Origin of the sequence: Leisingera daeponensis DSM 23529 (assembly GCF_000473145.1) — a bacterium.
GTDB lineage: Bacteria > Pseudomonadota > Alphaproteobacteria > Rhodobacterales > Rhodobacteraceae > Leisingera > Leisingera daeponensis.
In genome coordinates, this window is sequence record NZ_KI421500.1 from 2,391,618 (window position 1) to 2,416,729 (window position 25,112).

Genomic DNA, 25,112 nt, shown 5'->3' on the forward strand with positions numbered 1-25,112 from the left:
AAATAATATTACCAATTTATCGCATCTGGCAAGGGGCGGATTGCCGCGCTAGGGTCGGGCCATGATCTGGACCACCCTCCTTGCGCAGTTTTCCCTGTTCGACCTCGCCGCCGTGACCCTGCTGATCGCCAGCTGGCTGTGGATCGGCTGGCGGATCGAGAACCCGCCTGCCGGGCGGCCGTCGGTGTCCTGGCTGATGGCGGATTTCCGGCGCGACTGGATGAAACGGATGGTGGAGCGCGACCCGCGGATCTTTGACGCTCAGCTAGTCGGCAACCTGCGCCAGGCCACCGCCTTTTTCGCCTCTGCCGCGATGATCGCCATCGGCGGCGGGCTGGCGCTGATCGGCAATACAGAGCAGCTGGCGGGCGTTGCCGAAGACCTGATCCAGGACAGCGCCCCGGCCTTTGTCTGGGAGGTGAAGATCCTGGTGGTGGTGCTGTTTCTGTCGAATGCGTTTCTGAAATTCGTCTGGTCCCACCGGCTGTTCGGCTACTGCGCGGTACTGATGGCAGCGGTGCCGAACGACCGTGCAGACCCGCTGGCCTATCCGCGCGCCGCGCAGGCCGCCGAGATCAGCATCACCGCGGCGCGCAGCTTCAACCGCGGCATGCGGGCAACCTATTTCGCCCTCGCCGCGGTGGCCTGGCTGGCCGGCGCGCTGCCGCTGGCCGGTGCGGCAATGATCACGTTTGCCGTCCTCTACCGGCGCGAGTTTGCCTCGCATTCGCGCACGATCCTGATGCGCATCCCGCCAGAGAGCGACGGGGACACGGTTTCGTGACCGCGCCGCCGCGCAGCCGCCGCTATGGTGCGGGAATGAAACCCCTGCTGCTGACTGGCGCGCTCTGCGCTGCCGCCCTGCCCGCCCGCGCGGATGACCCGGTGATTGAAGGCGCCACGGCCCGCCAATCCGGCGGCGGCTGGACCTTCAGCGTGACGCTGTCTCACCCGGACACGGGCTGGGCGCATTACGCCGACGGCTGGCGGGTGCTCGGAATGGACGGTACCGAACTGGGCCTGCGCGTGCTGGCGCATCCGCATGAGCAGGAGCAACCCTTTACCCGCTCGCTCAGCGGCGTGCAGATCCCGGAAGGCACAGCCCAAGTGCAGATCCAGGCACGCTGCCTGGTGGATGGCTGGGGCACGGAAACATACGCCCTCACCCTGCCCTGACTTCATCTTTCTGAGAAATACTCGCGCCGCAGGCATGCGCCCAAAGGCGCATTCACACCCGGTGATAGGGGCTGCCCGCCAGGATGGTCGCAGCCCGGTAGATCTGCTCCGCCAGCATCACCCGCACCAGCATGTGGGGCCAGACCATCTTACCGAAAGAGATCGAAAAATCGGCTTCTGCCCGCAGGCTGGGATCAATCCCGTCCGCACCGCCGATGATCAGCGCCAGGTCCTGGCGGCCGCTGTCGCGCCAGCCGGCCAGCTTGTCCGCGAAATCCGGCGAGGACAGCAGCTTGCCGCGCTCGTCCAGGGTGCAGATCACCGCGCCCTTGGGCAGCGCCTTGCGCAACAGCGCGGCCTCGGCCACCATGCCTGCGTTTTTCTTGTCCTCAATCTCCACCACCCGCGCAGGCCCCAGGCCCAGCGCGCGGCCGGTCCGGTCAAACCGGGCAAGATAGTCGTCGATGAGGGATTTTTCCGGGCCGGACCGCAAGCGTCCGGCCGCGCAGATATGCAGGCGCATGACAGTCCTGATGTTACCGGGCCTGATGATACCGGGCCTGAAGCAATCCGGCCCGCACCCTGTGCGCGGGCCTGCAGTCGTTCAGCCTGGGATCAATCCTCGGCCGCCGGAGCTGCCGGCGCCGGCGCGGCACCTGCGGGCATCCACATCTTTTCGAGCTGGTAGAACTCGCGCACTTCCGGGCGGAAAAGATGGACAATCACATCGCCGGTGTCGATCAGCACCCAGTCGCCTGTATCCTTGCCTTCGACCTTGCAGTTGATCCGGTACTCCTGTTTGAGCCGGTCCATCAGTTTTTCCGACATCGCTGCAACCTGGCGGGTGGAGCGGCCGGAAGCCAGCACCATATAGTCGCCAATCGAGGTTTTGCCGCGCAGGTCGATCTGCACAACATCTTCGGCTTTGTCATCGCTGAGTGAGGAAAGAATCCGCTCCAGCAGCTGTTCGCTGGTGGGCTGGGACTGGGCGGCCATCACGGCTGCCCCATTAACAGCGGCATCCGCCGCATGAGGTACGGGTGACAGGACATAGTCCTCCTTGCAACGCGCCGCCAAGCCCCGGCGCCGGGCCTGTTAATAATGTAGCAACCAGCGGGTAAATTTTCAATGAAACCCGTCCCGGCGATGCAAGCAATGGGCTTTACTCCTCATTTCCCTCAGGTGCAACCCTGACCGGCAGCGGGTCATTCAGCATCCGCACTTCGCGCTGCGGGAAGGGGATTGAAATGCCCTGGGCCTGAAACGCATCCCACAACGCCAGAAAGACGTTGCCGCGGATATTGGTCAGCCCGCCGGTAGGGTCGTCGATCCAGAACCGCAGCACGTAATCAACGCTGCTGTCGCCGAAACCGGTGATGTGGCAGACCGGCTTCTTGCTGCCGTACTGCAGCACCCGGTTCACGCTGGAAGCCGCCTCGACCGCTATCTTGCGGACCTTGTGCGGATCATCGCCATAGGCGGTTCCGAAGGTCAAATCCAAGCGGACGAACTTGTCCGAGTGCGACCAGTTCACGACTTGCGTGGTGATCAGATCCTCGTTCGGGATCAGATACTCCCGCCCGTCGCGGGTCACGACAGAAACGTACCGGGCGCCCAGCGCGTTGATCCAGCCAAAGGTGTCACCCAGCGAGATCACATCGCCAGGCTTGATCGACTTGTCCAACAGGATGATCAGGCCGGACACCAGGTTCGACACCACCTTCTGCAGGCCAAAGCCGAGGCCCACACCAATGGCGCCAGACAGCACCGCCAGACCGGTAAGGTCGATGCCGATCGCCTTGAGACCGATGAAGAACGCGCCGCCGAACAGCAGGATCTGGGCCAGCTTTGCCCCCAGCACCTGCATCGACGGCGAAATCTCGGAGTTGGAGCGGATCCGGTTTGCCGCAACCTGCGAAATCACCCGCGCCAGGGTCAGCATCACACCCAGGATGACGACAGCCTGCACCACCAGAAACAGCGAAATCCTCAGGTCGCCGAAGTCTATGGCAACGCTGTCCAGAAGCGCCGTGGCCTCCTGCGTGATCCCCAGGATGCGCAGGGTAATCCATGCCCAGGCGCCGTATTTCACCAAATTGCGAAGCAGCGGGTTGCCGACCAGCCGGGTGGCGAAGGAGACGATCAGCCAGGCCAGAGACAGGTTGGCAGCCACCAGCAGCAGGCGCGAGCGGCTGGGCCAGGTGGTCTCCTGCATGATCAGCACAACCGTCCAGATCAGCACCACGAACACCAGCCCGCGGATCCGCTTGTGCACCACCAGCCCCAGGCGCATCCGCCAGCGCGGCCAGCCTTCGCGCCCGCGCAGCCAGTTGTGAAACGCCTGGCTGATGGGCCGCGCGATCACGGTCGCCAGGATAAAGAGCGCCAGCCCGATCCCGACCTGATAGGCGTTCCAGGGCCGCAGCAGCAGTTCGGCACCGCCGGCTGCGAACTCCCACAATTGCTGGCCAAGCTCGATCGCTTCAGCGGCGCCTTCTGCCAGCGCATCCTTCGGTTGGGTCTGCTCCTCCGGCTCCATCAAGCCCCCCTGTTTTTTTCACCAGTCTGCCGTTCCCGCCGGTTTCGATCAAGCAGAGACGCCGCAAACCTGGGGCGGGACCGCGCCCCTCCCTGGCGGCTGCCGGGCGGCTGCCGGGCGGCACCGGTCCGGCCGCTCCCGCAAGCCGGGCTCGAGAGAACGAATCTTGATTGCCGGAGCTTGCGGATGTATCTGACAGCCATGACCCTCGTATTGGCCCAAAAGATCCAGCTGCAAGACCGCGCCCGCCTGCGCGAGCGTTTCTTTGGCGCCGCCCGCACGGTCCTGGCGCGCCTATAAGGCGCCTGCCCAGTCCTAAGCCAGCATACCCAATACATCACGGGAGAGGACCCATGTCCCCCAAGACACTTTATGACAAGATCTGGGATGCGCATGTTGCGCATGAAGCAGAGGACGGCACCTGCCTGCTCTATATCGACCGCCACCTGGTTCACGAAGTGACCAGCCCGCAGGCGTTCGAAGGCCTGCGCATGGCCGGACGCAAAGTGCACGCGCCCGAAAAGACCATTGCGGTGCCGGACCACAACGTGCCGACCACGCTGGACCGCGCCAAAGGCATCGAAAACGAGGAAAGCCGCATCCAGGTTGAGGCGCTCGACAAGAACGCCAAGGAATTCGGCGTGCATTATTACCCGGTGGATGACGTCCGCCAGGGCATCGTGCACATCGTCGGCCCGGAACAGGGCTGGACCCTGCCCGGCATGACCGTGGTCTGCGGCGACAGCCACACCGCCACCCATGGCGCCTTCGGCGCGCTGGCGCATGGCATCGGCACCTCCGAGGTGGAACACGTGCTGGCCACCCAGACGCTGATCCAGAAGAAGTCCAAGAACATGAAGGTGGAGATCACCGGCAAGCTGAAGCCGGGCGTCACCGCCAAGGACATCACCCTGGCGGTGATCGGCGAGACCGGCACTGCCGGCGGCACCGGCTATGTCATCGAATACTGCGGCGAAGCGATCCGCGATCTGTCGATGGAAGGCCGCATGACCGTCTGCAACATGGCGATCGAAGGCGGCGCCCGCGCAGGCCTGATCGCGCCGGATGAGACCACCTTTGAATACGTCAAAGGCCGCCCGCACGCCCCGAAGGGCGCCCAGTGGGAAGCCGCGCTGAACTGGTGGAAGACGCTTTACACCGACGAAGGCGCCCATTTCGACAAGGTGGTCACCCTGAAGGCTGAAGACATCCAGCCGGTCGTGACCTGGGGCACCTCGCCCGAGGACGTGCTGCCGATCACCGGCGTCGTGCCGCACCCCGAGGACTTCACCGGCGGCAAGGTCGAGGCGGCGCGCCGCTCGATCGAGTACATGGGCCTCACCCCGGGCCAGAAGCTGACCGACATCGAGATCGACACCGTGTTCATCGGCTCCTGCACCAACGGCCGTATCGAGGATCTGCGCGCCGTGGCGGAAGTTGTGAAAGGCAAGAAGATCAAGGACGGCATGCGGGCGATGATCGTTCCCGGCTCCGGCCTGGTGCGGGCGCAGGCCGAAGAAGAAGGCCTGGCCGAGATCTTTCAGGACGCCGGTTTCGAGTGGCGCCTTGCGGGCTGCTCCATGTGCCTGGCGATGAACCCCGACCAGCTGGCCCCGGGCGAGCGTTGCGCCGCAACCTCGAACCGGAACTTCGAAGGCCGCCAGGGCTATAAGGGCCGCACCCACCTGGTGTCCCCTGCCATGGCCGCCGCCGCTGCCCTGACCGGCAAGCTGACCGACGTGCGCGAGCTGATGTAAGGAGCCAGAAGCATGGAAAAGTTCACAAAGATCCAAGGCGTTGCCGCACCGATGCCGCTGGTCAACATCGACACCGACATGATCATCCCCAAGGTGTTCCTGAAGTCCATTCAGCGCACCGGCTTCGGCAAGAACCTGTTCGACGAGATGCGCTATAACCGCGACGGCACCGAGATCGATGATTTCGTGCTGAACAAGCCGCAGTACCGCAACGCCGAGATCCTGATTGCAGGCGACAACTTCGGCTGCGGCTCCTCGCGCGAGCATGCGCCCTGGGCGATTGCCGATTTCGGGATCAAGTGCATCGTGTCCACCTCCTTCGCCGACATCTTCTTCAACAACAGCTTCAAGAACGGCATCCTGCCGATCGTGCTGCCGCAGGAGCAGGTCGACATCCTGATGGCCGACGCGGAGAAGGGCGAGAACGCCCGCATGACGGTGGATCTGGAAGCGCAGGAGATCACCACCTCCGACGGCGACGTGATCAAATTTGACGTGGATCCCTTCAAGAAGCATTGCCTGCTGAACGGGCTGGACGATATCGGCCTGACCCTGGAAAAAGCCGACTCGATCAAGACCTTCGAGGCAAAGGCGGCACAGGAGCGCCCCTGGGTCTGATTCCCGCTGCAATACCTGAGTCTCATTGGAGCCGCCCGCCCGGGCGGCTCTTTCTTTTGCCGCGCTCTAGAATCGCTCCCTGCGTCAAAAGCCGTATCAACAGTCTTGCTGCTCTTGTGCCCCCAAATCGCGGAACTACACCATCTGGTAGCACGCCCGCGGACCTTCGAGCTCTGTGCCAATGCGCTGATGCAATCCCGCACCAGTCCCGCAATCAAAGTGCCCCCTGCCGCACCGCCGGGCCTTGAGCGGAATACCGCCAACCGGCACCATCAGGGCAATAATGAGGCAGAGCACCCCGGACCCTACCGGGGGGCTTCAAATCCGGACCCAGAGGCGAAAACGCCCGCGCCGGTTTGAAGGGAAACGAAGACGTGTTTGCACGCATCACAGGCGCGGCGATCCGCGGCATACTGGTGGCCATGCTGTTTGCGATGCCGACGCTGATTCTGCCGGCAGCCGCGACCGAGTCGCCTGAGATCGTTCTGTTCATTGCCTTGCTGGGCTCGGCCATGGCCTTCAGCGAATACGTCTCGCATTTCCCCAGCTTCGTGGAATTCCGCAACGCACCGCCGATCAACCGGATGCGCTTTGCCGCTGCAGCCCTCACCGTTGGCGCGCTGAGCCTGCTGGCAGCGCATCCGCAGGCCCCGACAGGGCTGACGGCGCTGGTGCAGCGGCTGGGCGGCTGGCTGGGCAGCCAGCTGGACTTTGCCTACTCGCCGGTGCAGCTGGCCGTGCTGATGATGCCGCAACAGGCGCCCGATGCTACGGTGCTGATGGTGCGCGATGCCGCCGGGCTGGCCTGTGCGATTGCCGGCGCGGCGATTGCCGTCTTTGCGCTGGTGATCCGGGTCGGTAACTGGCCGGTGGGTAACGGCGCCTTCAATGTCTGGGTCAACTTGCCCCTGTTCGACCCCACCACTGGCGGCGATGTGGTGCAGCGGCTTCAGCGCGACGGGCGGATAAATATCGTCGCCGGCATCCTGCTGCCCTTTGCAATGCCCGCCGCGGTCAAGCTCGCCTCGGGTCTGGTCGACCCCGGAATGCTGGCCGCACCGCATGTCCTGATCTGGGTAATCAGCGCCTGGGCGCTGGTGCCGGCCTCGATGATCATGCGCGGCATGGCGATGCTGCGCATTTCCGGCCTGATCGCGCAAAAGCGCCGCGCTGCCGGCCGCGATGCTGATGCGGCGATGCAAACTGCATGAGGCAGCTGGCAGCGGGCCTCCTTCTGACACTCGCCGCCGCCTCAGGCCAAGCTGAAACCCTGCGCATCGCGACCTTCAACACGGAACTGTCACGCGACGGGCCAGGGCTTCTGCTGCGCGATATCGAGCGCGGCACCGACCCGCGGGTTGCCGCGGCTGCGGAGGTCATCACTGCCGCGCGGCCGGATGTGCTGGCGCTGCAAGGAATAGACTGGGACTTTGAGGGACGGGCGCTCGCCGCGCTGGCCGGACTGCTGGCGGATCAGGGCCTGAGCTTTCCCTACCGCGTGGCATTGCGGCCCAATGCAGGGCTGCCGCCCCCTGCCCCGCTGGATCTGGACGGCGACGGCCGGGCAGGCGGGCCGCGCGACAACCAGGGCTATGGCCGGTTTCGCGGCCAGGGAGGCATTGCACTGCTGTCGCGTCTGCCCGTCAGCCACGAGGGGATACGCGACTTCTCCGCCCTGCTTTGGCGCGAGCTGCCGGGCGCGCTGCTGCCGCGGCACGCGGACGGCCGCCCCTTCCCCTCGCCAGAAGCGCAGGCCGTGCAGCGGCTGTCCTCCACCGGGCATTGGCTGGTGCCGGTGGAACTGCCGGATGGGCGCAGGCTGAATGTGATGACCTTCCATGCCGCCCCGCCGGTCTTTGACGGGCCGGAAGACCGCAACGGGCGGCGCAATCACGACGAAATCCGCCTGTGGCAGCTGCTGCTGGACGGCCGGCTGGGGCCGGTGCCCGAAGCGCCCTTTGTCATTGCCGGCGACGCCAACCTTGACCCCGGCCAAGGCGAAGGCCGCAAACAAGCCATCCGCAGCCTGCTGGCAGATCCCCGTCTGCAGGACCCGCAGCCGCACAGCCCGCAGGGCACCGCAACGGTGGCCTGGCAGGGCGCCGGGCAGATGCGGGTGGACTATGTGCTGCCCTCCGCCGGGCTGACGGTTGCCGGCAGCGGCATTGCCTGGCCCGATGGCCCGGACGATGCCGCAGCCATCGCCAGCCGCCACCGGCTGGTCTGGGTGGATTTATTGCTGGACTGACCCGCAGCGCCACAGCTTCATTGCGCAGGCAAATCCTCCTCAGCCCCTTTATTTCCCAGGGCCGTTATTGACCCTGCCCCGCTGTCCCGCTACGCCCTTGCCAGCTGTTTTTAGGAGGATCCCCATGCCCAACCCATCGATTCTGATTCTGCCCGGCGACGGGATCGGCCCCGAAGTCATGGCCGAGGTGCGCAAGATCATCACCTGGTTTGGCGACAAGCGCGGCCTGCAGTTCGATGTGAGCGAGGATCTGGTCGGCGGTGCGGCCTATGACAAGCATGGCAAGCCGCTGGCGGATGAAACCATGGCCAAGGCCCAGGAAGTCGACGCGGTGCTGCTGGGCGCGGTCGGCGGCCCGGCCTATGACAACCTGGACTTCTCGGTGAAGCCCGAGCGCGGCCTCTTGCGCCTGCGCAAGGAAATGGACCTCTACTCCAACCTGCGCCCGGCGCAGTGCTTTGACGCGCTGGCGGATTTCTCCTCACTGAAGAAGGACATCGTCGCAGGCCTCGACATCATGATCGTGCGCGAACTGACCTCCGGCGTCTATTTTGGCGAGCCGCGCGGCATCTTCGAGGAAGGCAACGAGCGCGTCGGCATCAACACCCAGCGCTACACCGAGAGCGAGATCGAGCGCGCCGCCCGGTCCGCGTTCGAGCTGGCGATGCGCCGCAATAAGAAGGTCTGCTCGATGGAGAAGGCCAACGTGATGGAATCCGGCATCCTGTGGCGCGAGGTTGTGACCCGCGTTGCCGCCGACTACCCCGAGGTCGAGCTCAGCCACATGTACGCCGACAACGGCGCCATGCAGCTGGTGCGCGCGCCCAAGCAGTTCGACGTCATTCTGACCGACAACCTGTTCGGCGATATCCTGTCCGACTGCGCCGCAATGCTGACCGGCTCGCTGGGCATGCTGCCCTCCGCCTCCCTCGGCGCACCGATGGAAAACGGCCGCCCCAAGGCGCTCTATGAGCCGGTGCACGGCTCTGCCCCCGACATCGCGGGCCAGGGCAAGGCCAACCCGATCGCCTGCATCCTGAGCTTTGCGATGGCGCTGCGCTACAGCTTCGACCAGGGCGCCGAAGCCGACCGCCTGGAAGCCGCGGTCGAGAAGGTTCTGGCCGACGGCGTACGCACCGCTGACCTTCTGGCCAGCGAAGGCGTAGAGCCGGTTTCCACCAGCCAGATGGGCGACGCCGTGGTCGCTGCGCTGGACGCAAGCCTCTGATTTCCTGAACATTCTCAGGATCACTCCAAGCCCCGCCCGGTAGTCCGCGCGGGGCTTTTTCATGCCTGCCGGCACGCTGTCCCGAGCCGCTAAAAAGAATTCTCAAAAACCGCATCTTTCTGTGGAATCGCCCTTGTCAAACCCCGCGCCCTGGGCTATTTCGCCCCCACGGTCGGAGTGTAGCTCAGCCTGGTAGAGCACTGTCTTCGGGAGGCAGGGGTCGGAGGTTCGAATCCTCTCACTCCGACCAATAAAACAAGGCGCCTCAGGGCGCCTTTTTTGTTTTTAGCACACCGCGAATGTGAACTCCCAGCCCAGGCGGGCGCCTGGATCGGCGCTCAGGCGGCTTTCATTGCGGAGCGTTTCAGCTGCTTCCAGAGCACATCCAGCGTCTGCTTGGTGCTGCGCGGATCCCGGTAGAGACGGATTTCCAGGTCGGTGCCCAACCGCTCGTCGACGATGGTAAAGCGGCCGGAGGCGATCTCCTGGCGGCATAGGCTCAGCGGCAGCCAGCCCATGCCGAACCCCTCCTGGATCATCGCCTTGACGCTGTTGGCCAGCGCGTTCTGATTGACGACAAAGACCTTTTGCGTGGGCAAGAGCTGGGTCAGCGCGAACTCCTGCACCGAGCGCAGGGCGGACACCGCGCCATAGGACAGCAGCGGCACCGCGTCCTTGCTGCCGGGCGCGAAGCCAAACTCCGGCGCGCCGTCCGCAGCAGTGCGCGAGACCGGCACATAGCGGTCGGTCGACAGGGTCAGGTATTCGAAATTGGCGACCTCCAGCGGCCCCAGGAAATCCATCGACGGATGCCAGTAGGTCAGGATCACGTCGCAATAGCCCTGCTGCAACGCGCTCACGAACTGATCGGCGGCCCAAGAGGTGGAGTTGAGGTCGGTATCCACCCCGCCCTCGCTCGCCAAGGGCGCAATCAGGGTCTTGTAGTGGGTCATATACAGCGACTGCGAGGCCGCGAAGCGGATCACGTTTTCGCCCGCCGCATCGATGGTCTGGCAGCGCTCGATGGTCTCCTCGTAGGTGCGCAGCATGATGCGCGACTGGGACAGGAAGACCTCCCCTGCCGGGGTCAGGGTCAGCGGCAGCGTCTCGCGGTTGATCAGCCGCACGCCGATCTCATTTTCCAGCGCCCGGATGCGGCGGGAGAAGGCCGGCTGGCTGACATTACGCTCTTCGGCCGCGCGCGAGAAGTTCTTGCACGCGACCAAAGCCTCGAAGTCCTTAAGCCAGATGATGTCCAACTAGCGTCCCGTCCTAGCCGGCGGCCACCGCGTCCAACCTGTCTTCTTCGACAGCGTGGCAGGCTACAAGGCTGCCATCGGGCTGGTGAATGGCTTTCGGCTTTTCACTCTTGCATCGTGCGTCCGCAAAGGCGCAACGGCTTTGGAACGGGCAGCCTGTCGGCAGGTTGATCGGCGTCGGAATCTCGCCCTTGAGGCGGATATGGTTCGGCCGGTCGTCCTTCAGCTGCGGCACCGCGGACAGCAAGGCCCGAGTATAAGGGTGTTTGGGGCTGGAGAACAATGTCGCGGTGTCGGCAACTTCGCAAACCGACCCGAGGTAAAGAACCGCAACACGGGTGCCGAAATGCTCCACCACACTCAGATCATGAGTGATGAACAGATAGGTCAGGCCGCGGCTTTCCTTGGCTTCCAGCATCAGGTTCAGCACCTGCGCCTGGATCGACACGTCCAGCGCGCTGATTGGCTCGTCGGCGATGATGAACTCCGGGTCCACCGTCAGGGCGCGGGCAATGGCGATCCGCTGCCGCTGGCCGCCGGAAAACTCATGCGGGTAGCGCTTGGCCCAGCTGGGATCGACGCCCACCGACAGCATCACCTCTGTCACCTTGTCGCGCACTTCGGCCGCCGAGGCGTTGGGAAAGTGATGGCGCACCGGTTCTTCCAGCGCCTGGCGGATGGTCATGCGCGGGTTGAGCGAGGCATAGGGGTTCTGGAAGATCATCTGGATCTTCTTGCGCAGAGGCTGCATGGCGGCACGCGACAGGTTATCGATGCGCTGCCCGTCATAGCGGATCTCGCCCGCGGTCGGAGTCAGCAGCCCCGCCACCAGCCGCGCCACGGTCGACTTGCCGCAGCCCGATTCGCCCACAACGCAAAGCGCTTCGCCGCGGTTGGCTTCCAGAGTGATGTTGTTCACCGCATGGACCGAGCGGGTCTCCCGCACGAATTTTCCCTGTTTGAACTTCAGCGTCTCCAGGAACCCATGATCGAGATCGAACCGCTTTTCCAGGTTCTGGATCTCCAGCAGCGGGCGGTCAGTGTTTACGTCCTTCATGCCCGTGCCTCCTGACGGTCTTCATCGCTGTGCAGGCGCTGCACCTCATGGCAGGCCACTGCGACCTCACCGTATTGCACGATTTCCGGCACCCGGCTGCGGCACAGGTCGGTGGCGTATTTGCAGCGCGGGTTGAAGGCGCAGCCCTGGGGAATGCTGGCCAGCCCCGGCATGTTGCCCGGGATCTGCTTCAGCCGCTGGCCCGGCACCGTCTGCTGCGGCAGCGCATTGATGAGGCCTTGGGTATAGGGGTGCTGCGGGTCGTTGATGATCTCGCGGGTACGGCCAGCTTCGATAATCCGGCCCGCATACATCACCAGCGTGCGCTCTGTCATCTGGCTGACCACGCCCAGGTCGTGGGTGATCAGGATCAGCCCCACCTGGTTGGACTGGCACAGCTCCAGCATCAGCTCCATGATGTCGGCTTGGATGGTCACGTCCAGCGCGGTGGTCGGTTCATCCGCGATGATCAGCTGCGGATCAAGCAGCAGCGCAATCGCGATGATGATGCGCTGGCGCATACCGCCCGACAGCTCGTGCGGGTACTGCTCCAGCCGCTCCTCAGGTGACGGGATATAGACCTCGCGCAGCTTGACGATGGCGATCTGGCGCGCTTCCTCGCGGCTGAGCCGGCGGTGCGCCATCAGGGTTTCGATCATCTGCTGGCCGATGGTCAGCACCGGGTTCAGCGTCACCATCGGGTCCTGGAAGATCATCGCCATCCGGTTGCCGCGCAGATTGCGCAGGCGCTTGTCGTTCATCTGAACGACATCCTCGCCGTCAAACAGGATCTGGCCGCTGTCGATGTAGCCCGGGCGGCTCAGCAGGTTCATCAGCGAAAAGCCGGTGATCGACTTGCCGGCGCCGCTTTCGCCGACGATGCCCAGTCGCTCGCCCTTGGCCAGGTCGAAGGAAATGCCGTTGAGGGCGGTGACCGTCTGGTCGCGCATGGCGAATTTGACGGTGAGGTCGCGAACGGAAAGAAGGCTCATCGCGTTACCCCTTGTAGAGTTTCGGGTTCAGGACGTCGCGCATCCAGTCGCCCAGCAGGTTGATGACAAGAACCAGCACCACCAGCACCACGCCGGGAATGGCGGTGATCCACCAGCTGCCGGAGAAGATGTAGTCGAAGCCGGAAGAGATCAGCGAGCCCAGCGACGGCTGGCTCGGCGGCATTCCCAGCCCCAGGAAGCTGAGCGAGGCCTCGGAGATGATGGCATTGGCGACCTGCACGGTGGAGATCACGAAGATCGGCGACAGCGAGTTCGGCAGGATGTGACGCACCATGATCCGCATCGGGCCAAAGCCCAGAACGCGGGCGCTGTCGACATATTCCTTCTTCTTCTCGGCCAGCACGGTGGCACGCACGGTGCGGGCGTACTGCGGCCATTCCGCCACCCCGATCACCGCAATCAGAAAGACAACGGCATAGCGGTTGAAGGTGTCAGAGCCGAACATCGCCTGCGTGACCGCCAGAAAGATGATCGCCACCATCAGGGTCGAGAACGACAGCTGGATGTCGGCAAGCCGCATCAGCAGGCTGTCCAGGCGGCCGCCGACATAGCCGGCCAGCAGCCCGATGGAGATGCCCAGAAAGGCTTGCAGCGCCACCGCACAGATACCGATCAGCAGCGACAGGCGGGTGCCGTACAGGATCGTCGACCACAGATCGCGGCCCTGATCATCCGTGCCCAGCATGAACTCCGGCAGCGCGCCGTCGATCCAGACCGGCGGGTATTCGGAGTTCATGATGTCAATCGACCCCGGATCATAGGGATCATAGGGCGCGATCACCGGCGCCAGGAAGGACGCCACCGCAATCACCAGGAAAACAACCATGCTGACCACCGCCACCGGGTTGCGGCGGAAGCTGTAGCCCATGTTTGAGTTCCAGACCTTGGACCAGCGCGACGGTTCGGATTTCGGGTTCAGCGTTTCGGTGCTCATGCGCCCATCCTCGCAATATTCACGGTCGGGTTCACCAGGCCATAGATCAGGTCGACGATGGTGTTGGTGACCACAAAGATGAAGCCGACAACAATCAGGTAGGCCACGATCAGCGGGGTATCGACGCGGTTCACGGCCTCAAGGAACATGAAGCCCATGCCCGGCCACTGAAACACCGTCTCGGTCAGGATGGTGTAGGCCACCATGGTGCCGATCTGCACGCCGCCCACGGTGATCACCGGCAGAAGCGTGTTCTTCAGCGCGTGCACAAAGTAGATGCGCCAAGGATTGATGCCTTTGGCCTTGGCGTATTTCACGTATTCCGACTGCAGCACTTCCATCATCTCGGCCCGGATCAGGCGGACGAACAGCGGCAGCATGATCGACGCCAGCGCAACGGAAGGCAGGATAATGTGCATCCAGCCGTCGGCGGTGGCAAAGTTGGTCTCCCAATACCCCCAGACGTGCACGGTATCGCCGCGCCCGTAGGAGGGGAACCAGCCGTATTCCACCGAGAAGACAAAGATCATCAGGATGGCGGTCAGGAACACCGGGATCGAGATGCCGACAATCGACAGGCCCATGATGATGCGGCTCAGGATGCTGTCCGGCTTGATCGCGGTATAGACGCCCAGCGGCACCGAGAAGCCGATGATGATCAGGGTGGCCCCGAACACCAGCTCCAGCGTCGCGGGCAGCTTTTTCAGGATCACGTCCAGCGCCGGTTCCTTGAAGAAATAGGAGGTGCCCAGATCGCCCTGCAGCGCATTGCCGGCAAAGCGCAGGTATTGGGTCACGAAGCTGTCGTTCAGCCCCAGTTCATCGCGCAGCTGCTGGCGCACTTCTTCGGACACCGACTGGCCGACCAGCTCGCGCAGCGGGTCGCCCAGGTTGCCCTGGATGGCAAAAGCAATCAGCGAGATGACGAACATCACCGCAATCGCCTGAATCACTCGCTTTGCGAGATAGGCAAACATCTTCCTGACCTTTGTAGAGTTCGATGACAGCGCAGGCGGTAGTGCCGAAGGGATCGGCGGAGCCTGCAATCGCAGCCTTGGCGGCCGCTTGTTATAGGGGTGGCCCGGGCCGGCCGGGGGAGACCGGCCCGAGTCGTTTCAGTGGCTTAGCTGCCGGTTTCGACAACCAGGTCACCGAAATAGGGGAAGTCCAGCGCATTCACGATCTCTGCCGCGTTCATGCCGGACTTGGCGCCCCATGCAAGGTTCTGCCAGTGCAGCGGGATAAAGGCCGCTTCGTCGTACAGGATGCCTTCCAGCTTCTTCAGCAGGACCGCACGCTTCTCCGGATCGGTTTCCGCGTTGGACTGGTTCATCAGCTTGTCGGCTTCTTCGTTGCAGTAGTTGCCGGAGTTGTACTGGCCGTTGCCGGTTGCTTCATCCGGGCAGGCGGTCAGGAACTGATGGAAGTTTGCGGAATCTTCGGTGTCTGCGTGCCAGCCGATCATCATCATGTCTGCTGCGCGCTCATCGAACGCCGGCCAGTACTGCGCCTTGGGCATGGTCTGCAGGTCAACCTTGATGTTGATCTGTGCCAGCATCGAAGCCACCGCCTGCGCGATCTTGTCGTCGTTCACATAGCGGTTGTTCGGCGCCATCATGGTGATCGAGAAGCCATCGGCGTAGCCTGCCTCGGCCATCAGCGCCTTGGCTTTTTCCAGGTCGAAACGCGGTGCCAGCGCCTCATCATAGCCCAGGTAACCGGCCGGGCTGGCCTGCGCGCCGACGGTGCCGAAGCCGCGCATGATGCGGTCAACGATGCCTGCGTTGTTCACAGCATAGTCGATCGCCTGGCGGACGCGGGCGTCCTTGAAGGCCTCGACACGGTTCTGGTTCATCTGGAAGGTGATGATGCGGGTGCCGGGCATAGTGATCAGGTCAACGCCCTCGGCCTCTTCCACGCGCTTCAGGTCGGTCGGCGGAACCGGCGCGATGAAATCCACGTCGCCCGACAGCAGGGCTGCCACGCGGGTCGGGTCTTCCTTGATCGGGGTCAGCACGATCTTGTCGACATTGCCGCCGCTTTCGGTGTCCCAGTAGTCAGCATAGCGGTCGAACACGACGCGCACGCCCTGCTCACGCTCGGAGACGATGAAGGGGCCGGTGCCAGAGACATTGCGCGAAGCAAAGCTGTCGCCGTGCTTGACCACTTCGGCCTTGTCCATGCCGTCAGCGGTGGTGCCGGAATAGAAAGCGCTGTCCATCGGGAAGATGTAGGTCGCGGTGTGCAGGACCAGCGGATACGGCTCCGAGGTCTTGAGGTCGAAGGTCATGTCGTCAACGACTTCGACATCGGTGAAGGGGGCGAAGATGCCCTTGAAATCGTCACTTTGCTTCAGACGGTCAAAGGTCCAGTCGACGTCCTTGGCGGTCAGCGCATTGCCGCTGTGGAAGGTCACGCCGCTGCGCAGCTTGAAGCGCATGGTGGTCTCGTCGATCTGCTCCCAGCTTTCGGCCAGGCGCGGTTCGAACTGCAGGTCCTGGGTCCAGCGCACCAGCGGGTCAAAGACCATGTGCGACAGCTGCAGCGTGCCGCCGGACAGCTGCTCGTGCGGATCCAGCGAGACCGGGTCAGCGTCATAGGCAACGCGCACGGTGGTTTCGGCATAGGCAACCGGTGCCATCGCCACCACCGCAGCAGCCGCCAGGCTTCTGACAAATTTCGTCATTAGGCATACTCCCCTGTGATTATGCCGCAAACGCTAGCCTGCGCGGGGGGAACTGTGAAATGCCTATATCGCATAGGGTATGCAGGACTCACATCAGGGCTATGCACGACAGGAATAGCTGAGCCTGAGCAATGGCTTACTCAGGCTGTCCTGCAGGGACTCCGCCCCCGCAAGGCAGACTGCCGGGTCCGCAGCCCCTGTATAACCCTGCTGCAAAAGGGAACCGGGAAGGCCGCGCAGTACGCGGTCCGTGAACACTTTCCCTCTGCGGCTCCAGCATATTCCCGCTCAGGACCCGCTAAAGATTTTCCTCAAACGGAACACGCCCAAGCTGCCGCGGCGCGGCCCGGATTGCCGCCGCCACAGGCCAGCGATCATCAGCGCCGCCGCCACCAGCGCAGCGGCAAAGACCGCCAGCGCGGGCAACAGCCCCAGCATGTCCGCCAGCGCACCACTGGCGATCACCGGCAGCGAGAACCCGCTGTAGGCATAGACAAACAGGCCTGCCGTGGCGCGGGCGCGGTCTTCCGGTGCGCGCTGCGACACCTCTGCCAGGGACGCCAGATACGTGAACCCGTAACTCGCCGCGCTGGTGATGCAGGTTCCGGCCAGCACAAGGACCAGCGCCTGCAGCCAAACACCCGCCAGCAGCGCCAGAAACCCAAGCGGAACCAGAAGAAATCCGGCGGCAAGCGCCTGGCTGTTGGACAGGCGGCGGGCAACCGGCTGGCACAGGAAGCCGGTGAAGATCGCCAGAAAGATCACCAGTCCGGTCCAGCCGCCAAGGCCGTGCGCCGCCAGTTGCAAGGGCACCACGGCAATGGTCATGCCGGTTGCCGACCACGCCAGCGCCATCGCGGCGCCATAGACCCAGGTTCCGGACGGAAACACCGGCAGGCGCAGCAAGGACACCCGCCGCGGCCGGTCGGCCTGTGGCAGGGCAAAGATCAGCGTGGCCAGGACCGGCGCGGCGGCGAGCAAGGCAACATAGCTGCCCGGGACCAGCACCGCCCCCTGCACCGCCAGGGATATCCCGGTTGCCAGCGCGCCGCCGCCGAACCCCAGTGACGTCGCCGATGTCACGGTCAAAGCTGCCGTCCGGGCACGGCCTTCCCCCAGGATCTCCGCCATCCAGGCAGTTCCGGCGGTTGTCGCCAGCGCTGTCCCGGCCCCCAGCAAAACCCGCGCGGCAACCAGGCTGGGCCAGCCCGGGGCCAGAACCAGCAATCCGGTGGCCGCACAGCCGAGGATCAGCGCCAGCGCCACCGGAATGCGGCGCCCGATCCGGTCCGACAGCCCGCCTAGCAGCAGCAGGGCCGGCATCAGCCCCGCGGCATAGGCCGCGAAGGCCACTGTCACCGCCGTTGCCCCAAGGCTGCTGCCAGCCGCATAGACCTCATACAGCGGAGCCTGAAGATTGACGGCAAAGGTCACCGTGAACAGGCACAGGGCCAGCAAAGACGCAGACAGGAAACGGGGCATGACGCAAACCTCAAGGTTGACTTGAGACCGGGATGCCACGAGGCTCAATCTATGACAATTTTTCCATTGTACTAAGGACAGCGCCCCGATGAGCAAAGCCAGATACACCCGGCTTGCCGATCTGATGTCCAAGGCGATCCGCGAAGGAAAGCTCGCGCCCGGGTCCAGACTGCCGACGCACCGGGCCTTTGCCGAGGCTTCCGGCGTTGCCCTGGCCACCGCGACGCGGGTCTACAAGGAGCTTGAGAACCGGGGGCTGGTCGCAGGCGAAACCGGCCGCGGCACGTTTGTGCGCGACCCCGGCCTGCCCATGATGCTTGGCGTTCACCAGTCCGCGGCTGAAGGGATCACTGACCTGGTGTTCAACATGCCCGGCGATCCGGACGACGCCGCCATGTTGCGCGCCGGGCTGCGGCGGCTGGCTGCCGCGGGCGACCTGGAGGCGATGCTGCGCTATCAGCCCCACGGCGGGCGGATGCATGAACGCCGGATCATTGCCGGGCATCTCTCCCCGCGCCTTGGCCCCATCGGCGCGGACCGGCTTCTGGTCACATCGGGCAGCCAGCACGGCCTGGCCGCCGTCTGCCTGGGGCTGTTCCGGCCCGGCGATGCCATTGCCGCAGATACCCTCACCTACCCCGGCTTCAAATCGGCCGCGGCCCTGCGCGGCCTTGAGCTTGTGCCCGTCAGCTCACCGGACGGCGTGATGGATCCGGACGATCTGGACCGGCACTGCCGCGAGCGAACGGTCCGCGCGGTTTACCTGATGCCGACGGTCCACAGCCCGCTTGGGGCGGTCATGGATGAGGCGGCGCGCCGCCGTCTGCTTGCCGTTGCCGAGCGCCACAGCCTCCTCATCATCGAAGACGCCCCCTACGCCTTTCTGGAGCCTGACCCGCCGCCCAGCTTCCTGGCGCTGGCGCCGGACCGGACTGTGCACATCGGCGGGTTTTCCAAGAACCTCGCGACGGGGCTGCGGCTGGGATATATGATTGCGCCGCCCATGCAGACCGCGCCGCTGGTTGAGGTGATCCGCGCCACCACCTGGAACGCCCCGGCGCTGGTCTCCGCGCTGGTGACCGGATGGATCGAAGACGGCACGCTCAGCCAGTGCGAAGAAAACCGCAGGCGCGACGGGGCCGAGCGCCAGTCGATCCTTCGAAGCGTCTTTGCAGACAGGCCCCTCATTGCGCACCGGAACGCGGGCTTTGCCTGGCTGCCGCTTGGCAAGGGCGTGCGCGCGCAGCCCATTGTGACAGAGCTGAGGGAGAAGGCGATCTCCGTTTCGGGCGCGGAACCGTTTGCGGTCACCGCAGCCGCGCCGCAGGCCCTGCGGCTGGCCTTTGGCGGTGTGCCAAAGGCCAGCCTCGCCGGCATCCTGCAAACCGTGAGGGCGGCAGTGCGCAACCAAGACCCATCCGCCTGATGGCAGTTGCTGCCCGCCTGCTGCGGCAGGCGGTTTTGCGCAACGCGCGCACTCGGCCCGCGGACAGTCCTTACCCGAAGACCTTGCTTTGGATCGCCCGCAATGGCAGCATAAAAACTGGAACGCGCGCGGGCAGCGAAACCGGGTTCGCACGCCACCGGGACGGCAGCGCCTCTTCCAGTTTTCAGGTTATCAGTAACGGGCGCAGCCCCGGCGGCGCCGGGAGTGCAGGATCATGACCCCATTTTCACGAGTCTATTATTTCGGCGACAGCCTGACGGATGAGGGCAACGCCGTAGACCTTCTGGCTGCGGTGATCGAGCCGGTTATTCTGTCCGGTCTGATCCTTGCTTTCGGCAGCATCCCATCGGCGGAGGAACTGGACGCGCTGCGCGCCCAGGCCAAGACCGAGGCCAGACAGACCGTGATTGCCAGCTTTTCCGAAATCGGGCCCGCGGGCGCTGTTACCAACGCGCTGACCCATGCCAGCTATGCCGCTGCTTTGGGCGGGTTCGAGGTTCAGAACTATGCGGTCGCGACGGCGACGGCCCTGGGCGACGGGCTGCTTGAGGACATGATTGATCTGGAAGCGCAGATTTCCGGTTTCGCAGAAGATGCCGCTGGCGGCGTGCCGGCGGACTCCGCGGCGTTTCTGCTGATCGGCGGCAATGATTTCACCGCCCTGCTGGACACCGTGCAGGAACAGCAGATCACCACCGAGGCCGGTTTCCTGGCCCTGGCAACCCCGGTGATGGAAGGTCTGATCGCGCAGATCACCGCGGCAGCGAACACGCTCGGCGCCGCAGGTGTCGGGACGGTCTTCCTGGCTACCCAGCCGCGGGCAGGGTTTTATCCGGAATTCGACACGCTCGCCCCCTTGTACACCGGCTTTGCCGATCTCCTCATCACTACCTTTAACAGCTTGATTGCGGATGCAATTTCCGGCCTGCGCAGCGCCGGGACCGACGCCCGGGCGGTTGACCTCTCGGCCGTCTCGGAAGCCCTGACCGAGGATCCGGCAGGTTTCGGCATCCTGGCGGAGCGGACCGATTACCTGATCGACGGCAGCGCCTTTGACAGCGACCAGATTCTGGCCTGGGACGCAATCCACCCGGCCGAGACCGCGCATCAGCTGTGGGGCGCCTACAGCGAATTCGTCATGGGGGGCGGCAAGACCGCGCTGCTCGACAACGGCGCAACGGACCAGGGCTGGGGATCCAAGGACAACGCCATTTTCGCGCTTGGCGGCGATGATATCATCCGTGCCGGAGGGGGCAGCGATGCCGTGGCCGGCGGCAGCGGAAACGATGACGTCCGGGGCGGCAGCGGCAACGACGTGATCCTGGGCGGCAGCGGCAATGACACCGTGAATGGCAACCGGGACGACGACATCATCAGCGGCGGCGATGGCGATGACGTGCTGCGCGGCGGCAGCGGCAACGATGTGATCGCGGATGGCCGCGGCAGCGATTTGGTTCTTGGCGGCCGGGGCAACGACACCTTCATTTTCACCGAAGCCGCGCTGGCTGGCGGCGGCGGCGCCTCTGCGGACACCTTCCGGGGCGGAGCAGGCACGGACACGCTCTACCTCGTGCTGGACAATGCGAATTTCGCAGACTTCAGCGCCGGCGGCACGGGCGCTGTGCTGAGCAGCCTCGGCATCACCGTTTTCGGGATCGAATTCATCCGCGCCATCGACGGCCGCAGCAGCATTGCCGCCCAGTTGGACGGCTTTGACTGGTTCCAGGCCGCCGACAGCTGGGGGGCCGTCTCCGCGCCGCAAACAGGCGACGTGCTGCTGGTTTGAAAGCGCAGCCGGGGCACAGGCCGCATCGCGGCTAGTTGATCCCGTTGGCCCGCTGCAACTCCCGCACGTAGAGGGTAATGCCCTTGACGTCGGCATCGGTCAGCCCCTGCTGCGCAGGCATGTTGCCGAACTTCCAGTGGTGCGCGCGCACGCCGTTGCGGACCGCAAGCATGAAGGCAGCATCGCCATGGTGCGAAGGTTCATAGATCTTGTGGACCAGCGGCGGCGCGATGCCGTTGCGGCCCGCGGCATTACCGCCGTGGCACTCGGCGCAGACCGCATCGAAGGCGCGCTTTCCGATCTTTGCGGTATCACTCAATTCCGGCGGCAGCTGAACCGCAGCAAGCGGGGCACCGTGCGCCAGCACCTCGCGCTGCGCGGTTGCGCCGTCTCTGCCTGCGCCGCTGTAGACGAAATAGGCCGCAGCGGCTGCCACGGCAGCGGCGGCTGTAATGGCAAAGATCTTTCTCATGAGGTCGTCTTTCTTTGATGGGTGAATGACGCGCCGCATTGGGCAGGGACCGGGGTGTAGCAGCGGCGGCCCGCAGCTTGTGAAAATCCAGCCGCCGCGCCCGCGGGGGCGGCAAAGGCGCGGATTTCCTGATAGCGGATCCGCACGTCTTCGCTTTGCTGATAAAACCGGAACAGATCCTTCAGCGGCGAGGAAAATTCCTTGTGCGCCGACAGCATCGCGACGAGCGCCCCTAGCGAAACCCGCTCCTGCAGCACGAAATAGCCGCCCAGGGAGTAGAACAGGAACGGCGTCAGGGCGGTCAGGAAGTTGTTGATCGCCTTGGCCAGAAATTTGAGGCGGTGGATCTGCAGGCGCAGGTGCTGCAACTGCCGGAAACTGCGCGCGGCCGGCAGCGCGCCCTGCCCCGGTCCCCGCATGTCCTGGTCCAGGATTTCCCCCAGCTGGCGCATTTCGCGGATCCGTTTGCGGGACACCGTGTTCACCCGCCGCTGCAGCCGCGGCACGATGATCAGCTGCAAGGGCAGCACCGTCAGCGCGGCCGCGGCCAGGATCGGGTCCTGCACAAACATGAACAGAAGGATCGTCGCCAGCGTCCCACCTTGCAGCAGCGGCACGGTCAGCATTTCCGAGGCAAAGCCGCCGACAGGTTCGACCTCGGGGCCCAGAACCGGCATGATGGCAAGCTTGCGCCGCGCAGGCCGGTCCCGCCGCCACTGGCGGTAAACGGTAAGACGGAGGCGGCGCACAAAGCGTTCGGCAACCCGGCCCTTGCTGATGTTCAGCCAGTATTTGTTGAGTCCGTTAAGCGAGATGGCCGCCAGATAGGCGCCGCACAGCAAAAACAGCAGAGAGACCTGCGAGAGCTCAAATCCCAGAACCGGCACCGCGATATCCTGGCTTTCAAAGACACGGTTCACAATCTGCTTGGGCAGTTCCAAGGTGAGGTAGAGGATCGGCATCGCGGTCAGGCTGAGCAGGACCAGGAACATCTGCTGCCGCCCTGTCGTGCGCAGGATCTGGCGCGGCAGACCGGCCCATGCACCGCCATCTTGGTCTTGCTCAGCAGCACCGGCTGCCCGTGCAGCGCGCAGCCTGCGCCGCAGCATCCAGGCAGCCTGGACTGCCAGGGTCACAGCCAGCAGCGCCGGGGCCAGCACCAGCACCAGATGCATCATCGGGTGCAGCCAGGCCGGTGCCGTGCTGTCATAGCTGAAGCCCAGCGCCGCCGCCGCGTCATGCGCAAGAGAGTGGAATTCCGGCATCGGTTATCCCTGTTCCGGTCAGCGGAAGGCAGGCGGGCCCGCCTTCCGCCGCGGGCTTACTTCAGCGCGGTCAGGGTCAGCCTGCCCTTGATCCGATCGGCAACGAATTCAATGGCATCGCCGGCCTTCAGCTGGTCCAGCATCGCGTCATCCGCCACCCGGAACACCATGGTCATCGCGGGCATCTCCAGGTTTACCAGCTCCTCATGGATGATGGTGACCTTGCCGGACGCCGCATCGACTTTCTTGACCGTGCCCTTGGTGAAGCTCCCGCCGTTGCCGTCAAGCACGGCGATCGGCCCGTGCATGCCGGATTCGTAATGGCCGGGGATCAGGCAGGCGAACTCAAAAGTGCCGGCATTGGAGAAGGTCCAGACCACCTCCCCCGATTTACCCGGCTCCAGGCGCACCGAGTTCGGATCGTCATGCTCCATCTCCATTTTGGCCATCATCGCTTTGTGGTGGACATTGCGCTCTGCCGTATCCAGCACGAACTCATGCTCCAGCTCGCCCGCGTTGGTGATCACGAATTTCACCGTCTCATCCTTGGCAAAGGAAAAGCTGGAAGGCTCGAACAGCATTTCGCCGTCATCGGTTTCCTTCATGGTGACGGCGACCTCGCGGTCCGCGTGCGCGGCCTTGCCGGGTTTGCCGACCTCCATGCCGCCGTCATGGCCGCCGTCGGCAAAGGCCGGGGCAGCGGAAAGAGCGCCGATGAAGGCTGCGGAAAGGATCTTGTTCATGTCTGACTCCTCGTTAGGTTTGGTAGAAAGCCAGGGCTCAGCCCTTGGCGGTTGGTTTCGGGGTAATTCGGGTTTGCGCATCTTCCACGCGGGCAAAGTCCGGCAACTCGCCGGTCCACTCGTAAGCCTGTGTGCCGGGCGGGTTCTCGTACCAGCCGGGATCGCTGTAGTCGTCTGCGGCGATGCCCTCGCGCACCTTCACAACCGAGAACATGCCGCCCATTTCCAGCGGCCCGTAGGGGCCCCAGCCAGCCATCATCGGCACGGTGTTGTCCGGCAGTGGCATCGACATTTCGGCCATATCGGCCATGCCGGCAGTGCCCATCGGCATGTATTCGGGCTGCAATTTGCGCATCTGGCCGGTCAGCTTGCGCTTGTCGGCACCGATGAAGGTTGGAATGTCGTGGCCCATGGCGTTCATCGTGTGGTGCGACTTGTGGCAGTGGATCGCCCAGTCGCCCGGATGCACAGCGTCGAACTCATAGGCACGCATGGCGCCGACGGGAATGTCGATCGACACCTCCGGCCAGCGGGCGCTTTCCGGCACCCAGCCGCCATCGGTGCAGGTGACCTGGAAGTCGTAGCCGTGCATGTGGATCGGGTGGTTGGTCATGGTCAGGTTGCCGGTCCTGACCCGCACCCGGTCGCCCTGATTGACCACCAGCGGGTCGATGTCCGGGAAGATCCGGCTGTTCCAGCACCACAGGTTGAAGTCCGTCATCTCCATCACCCGCGGCACATAGGAGCCGGGGTCGATGTCAAAGGCGTTCAGCATGATCAGGAAGTCCCGGTCGACGGGCATGAAGGCGGGGTCCTTGGGATGCACGATAAACATGCCCATCATGCCCATCGCCATCTGCACCATCTCATCGCCATGCGGGTGGTACATGAAGGTGCCGGATTTGATCAGGTCGAACTCATAGACAAAGGTCTTGCCGGGCGGGATGCCCGGATGGCTGAGCCCGGCAACCCCGTCCATGCCGGAGGGCAGGATCAGCCCGTGCCAATGCACCGTGGTATGTTCGGGCAGCTTGTTGGTGACGAAAATCCGCACCCGGTCGCCCTCTACCGCCTCGATGGTGGGGCCGGTGGACTGGCCGTTGTAACCCCACAGGTGGGCGGTCATGCCATCGGCCAGCTCGCGCTCGACCGGCTCGGCGACCAGGTGGAACTCCTTCACCCCGTTGTTCATCCGGAACGGCAGGGTCCAGCCGTTCAGGGTGACCACCGGGTTGTAGTCCGGCCCGGTGCTAGGGGCCAGCGGCGGCTGGGTCGCCGCGCTGTCCATGCTGGCAGCCTCGGGCAGGCCCATGTTCACGGTCTTGCCCCAGGCCTGGCTGGACACCAGCGCAGCCCCCGCGGCGCCGGCGCCAAGCATTTGACGTCTGTTCATCATGTCCTT

At 64.4% G+C, this 25,112-nt stretch carries 24 protein-coding genes and 1 tRNA gene; 11 read left to right on the top strand and 14 right to left on the bottom strand.

The window, feature by feature from the left end:
• Positions 1-61 precede the first annotated feature (61 nt).
• On the top strand, positions 62-784 hold the full coding sequence (locus tag DAEP_RS0112120; protein ID WP_027244852.1) for a DUF599 domain-containing protein: 723 nt from the start codon (positions 62-64) through the stop codon (positions 782-784).
• A gap of 35 nt (positions 785-819) precedes the next feature.
• Complete coding sequence (locus tag DAEP_RS0112125; protein WP_027244853.1) at positions 820-1,176, top strand: hypothetical protein; 357 nt, start codon at positions 820-822, stop codon at positions 1,174-1,176.
• A gap of 52 nt (positions 1,177-1,228) precedes the next feature.
• On the opposite strand, the gene rlmH is transcribed toward DAEP_RS0112125, so the two are convergent.
• The 3 genes from rlmH to DAEP_RS0112140 all read right to left on the bottom strand — a co-directional run bounded on the left by rlmH (position 1,229) and on the right by DAEP_RS0112140 (position 3,715).
• The gene (gene rlmH / locus DAEP_RS0112130) at positions 1,229-1,699 is read right to left on the bottom strand and encodes a 23S rRNA (pseudouridine(1915)-N(3))-methyltransferase RlmH (RefSeq protein ID WP_027244854.1); all 471 of its coding nucleotides are present in this window, start codon (positions 1,697-1,699) and stop codon (positions 1,229-1,231) included.
• 92 nt (positions 1,700-1,791) lie between these two features.
• The gene (rsfS, locus tag DAEP_RS0112135) at positions 1,792-2,172 is read right to left on the bottom strand and encodes a ribosome silencing factor (RefSeq protein WP_027244855.1); all 381 of its coding nucleotides are present in this window, start codon (positions 2,170-2,172) and stop codon (positions 1,792-1,794) included.
• A gap of 166 nt (positions 2,173-2,338) precedes the next feature.
• On the bottom strand, positions 2,339-3,715 hold the full coding sequence (locus DAEP_RS0112140; protein ID WP_027244856.1) for a mechanosensitive ion channel family protein: 1,377 nt from the start codon (positions 3,713-3,715) through the stop codon (positions 2,339-2,341).
• Between the two features lie 201 nt (positions 3,716-3,916).
• Here DAEP_RS0112140 and DAEP_RS0112145 point away from each other — a divergent pair, with 201 nt between their 5' ends.
• The 7 genes from DAEP_RS0112145 (at position 3,917) to DAEP_RS0112175 (ending at position 9,816) form a co-directional block, all read left to right on the top strand.
• Entirely contained in the window at positions 3,917-4,015 is a 99-nt protein-coding gene (locus tag DAEP_RS0112145) for an isopropylmalate isomerase (RefSeq protein ID WP_244270149.1), read from the top strand.
• A gap of 53 nt (positions 4,016-4,068) precedes the next feature.
• Entirely contained in the window at positions 4,069-5,472 is a 1,404-nt protein-coding gene (leuC, locus tag DAEP_RS0112150; protein ID WP_027244857.1) for a 3-isopropylmalate dehydratase large subunit, read from the top strand.
• A 12-nt stretch (positions 5,473-5,484) separates the two neighbouring features.
• Positions 5,485-6,090 carry a 3-isopropylmalate dehydratase small subunit gene (gene leuD, locus DAEP_RS0112155; RefSeq protein WP_027244858.1) on the top strand — a complete coding sequence of 202 codons (606 nt, stop codon included), beginning with the start codon at positions 5,485-5,487 and terminating at the stop codon, positions 6,088-6,090.
• Positions 6,091-6,464: 374 nt separating this feature from the next.
• The gene (locus DAEP_RS0112160; protein WP_027244859.1) at positions 6,465-7,301 is read left to right on the top strand and encodes a hypothetical protein; all 837 of its coding nucleotides are present in this window, start codon (positions 6,465-6,467) and stop codon (positions 7,299-7,301) included.
• On the top strand, positions 7,298-8,338 hold the full coding sequence (locus DAEP_RS0112165) for an endonuclease/exonuclease/phosphatase family protein (RefSeq protein ID WP_027244860.1): 1,041 nt from the start codon (positions 7,298-7,300) through the stop codon (positions 8,336-8,338). Before DAEP_RS0112160 ends, DAEP_RS0112165 begins: the two co-directional genes overlap by 4 nt.
• Positions 8,339-8,462: 124 nt before the next feature.
• Positions 8,463-9,566: a 3-isopropylmalate dehydrogenase gene (leuB, locus tag DAEP_RS0112170; protein WP_008555152.1), complete on the top strand. Its 1,104-nt coding sequence runs from the start codon at positions 8,463-8,465 to the stop codon at positions 9,564-9,566.
• 173 nt (positions 9,567-9,739) lie between these two features.
• Positions 9,740-9,816: transfer RNA gene (locus DAEP_RS0112175), tRNA-Pro, on the top strand.
• 88 nt (positions 9,817-9,904) lie between these two features.
• Here DAEP_RS0112175 and DAEP_RS0112180 read toward each other — a convergent pair.
• From DAEP_RS0112180 to DAEP_RS0112210, 7 genes are all read right to left on the bottom strand, one after another.
• Entirely contained in the window at positions 9,905-10,825 is a 921-nt protein-coding gene (locus DAEP_RS0112180) for a LysR family transcriptional regulator (RefSeq protein WP_027244861.1), read from the bottom strand.
• Between the two features lie 13 nt (positions 10,826-10,838).
• Positions 10,839-11,882, bottom strand: coding sequence for an ABC transporter ATP-binding protein (locus DAEP_RS0112185; RefSeq protein WP_027244862.1), 1,044 nt, complete (start codon positions 11,880-11,882; stop codon positions 10,839-10,841).
• Positions 11,879-12,874, bottom strand: coding sequence for an ABC transporter ATP-binding protein (locus DAEP_RS0112190; protein WP_008557089.1), 996 nt, complete (start codon positions 12,872-12,874; stop codon positions 11,879-11,881). The genes DAEP_RS0112185 and DAEP_RS0112190 overlap by 4 nt, the downstream gene beginning before the upstream one ends.
• A 4-nt stretch (positions 12,875-12,878) precedes the next feature.
• Positions 12,879-13,829, bottom strand: a complete 951-nt coding sequence (locus DAEP_RS0112195) for an ABC transporter permease (RefSeq protein ID WP_008558084.1) — start codon at positions 13,827-13,829, stop codon at positions 12,879-12,881.
• Positions 13,826-14,806, bottom strand: coding sequence for an ABC transporter permease (locus DAEP_RS0112200; RefSeq protein ID WP_008554032.1), 981 nt, complete (start codon positions 14,804-14,806; stop codon positions 13,826-13,828). Before DAEP_RS0112200 ends, DAEP_RS0112195 begins: the two co-directional genes overlap by 4 nt.
• Before the next feature lie 146 nt (positions 14,807-14,952).
• The gene (locus tag DAEP_RS0112205) at positions 14,953-16,515 is read right to left on the bottom strand and encodes an ABC transporter substrate-binding protein (protein ID WP_027244863.1); all 1,563 of its coding nucleotides are present in this window, start codon (positions 16,513-16,515) and stop codon (positions 14,953-14,955) included.
• Positions 16,516-16,803: 288 nt separating this feature from the next.
• Positions 16,804-17,997 carry an MFS transporter gene (locus DAEP_RS0112210; RefSeq protein ID WP_027244864.1) on the bottom strand — a complete coding sequence of 398 codons (1,194 nt, stop codon included), beginning with the start codon at positions 17,995-17,997 and terminating at the stop codon, positions 16,804-16,806.
• Positions 17,998-18,085: 88 nt separating this feature from the next.
• On the opposite strand from DAEP_RS0112210, the gene DAEP_RS0112215 reads away from it, so the two are divergent.
• Positions 18,086-19,423, top strand: a complete 1,338-nt coding sequence (locus DAEP_RS0112215) for an aminotransferase-like domain-containing protein (protein ID WP_027244865.1) — start codon at positions 18,086-18,088, stop codon at positions 19,421-19,423.
• Between the two features lie 235 nt (positions 19,424-19,658).
• Positions 19,659-21,230: an SGNH/GDSL hydrolase family protein gene (locus DAEP_RS23340; protein ID WP_027244866.1), complete on the top strand. Its 1,572-nt coding sequence runs from the start codon at positions 19,659-19,661 to the stop codon at positions 21,228-21,230.
• 31 nt (positions 21,231-21,261) lie between these two features.
• Here the strand turns inward: DAEP_RS23340 and DAEP_RS0112225 are convergent, their stop codons facing one another.
• From DAEP_RS0112225 to DAEP_RS0112240, 4 genes are read right to left on the bottom strand one after another with little or no spacing between them, the layout of a single operon-like run.
• Positions 21,262-21,702, bottom strand: a complete 441-nt coding sequence (locus DAEP_RS0112225; RefSeq protein ID WP_008556570.1) for a c-type cytochrome — start codon at positions 21,700-21,702, stop codon at positions 21,262-21,264.
• Positions 21,699-22,967, bottom strand: coding sequence for a 6TM ABC transporter family protein (locus DAEP_RS22670; protein ID WP_245595087.1), 1,269 nt, complete (start codon positions 22,965-22,967; stop codon positions 21,699-21,701). Before DAEP_RS22670 ends, DAEP_RS0112225 begins: the two co-directional genes overlap by 4 nt.
• A gap of 56 nt (positions 22,968-23,023) precedes the next feature.
• Complete coding sequence (locus DAEP_RS0112235) at positions 23,024-23,710, bottom strand: copper-binding protein (RefSeq protein WP_027244867.1); 687 nt, start codon at positions 23,708-23,710, stop codon at positions 23,024-23,026.
• Between the two features lie 37 nt (positions 23,711-23,747).
• A complete protein-coding gene (locus DAEP_RS0112240; RefSeq protein WP_027244868.1) occupies positions 23,748-25,106 on the bottom strand; it encodes a multicopper oxidase family protein in 1,359 nt (452 codons plus the stop codon).
• Positions 25,107-25,112: the final 6 nt, after the last annotated feature.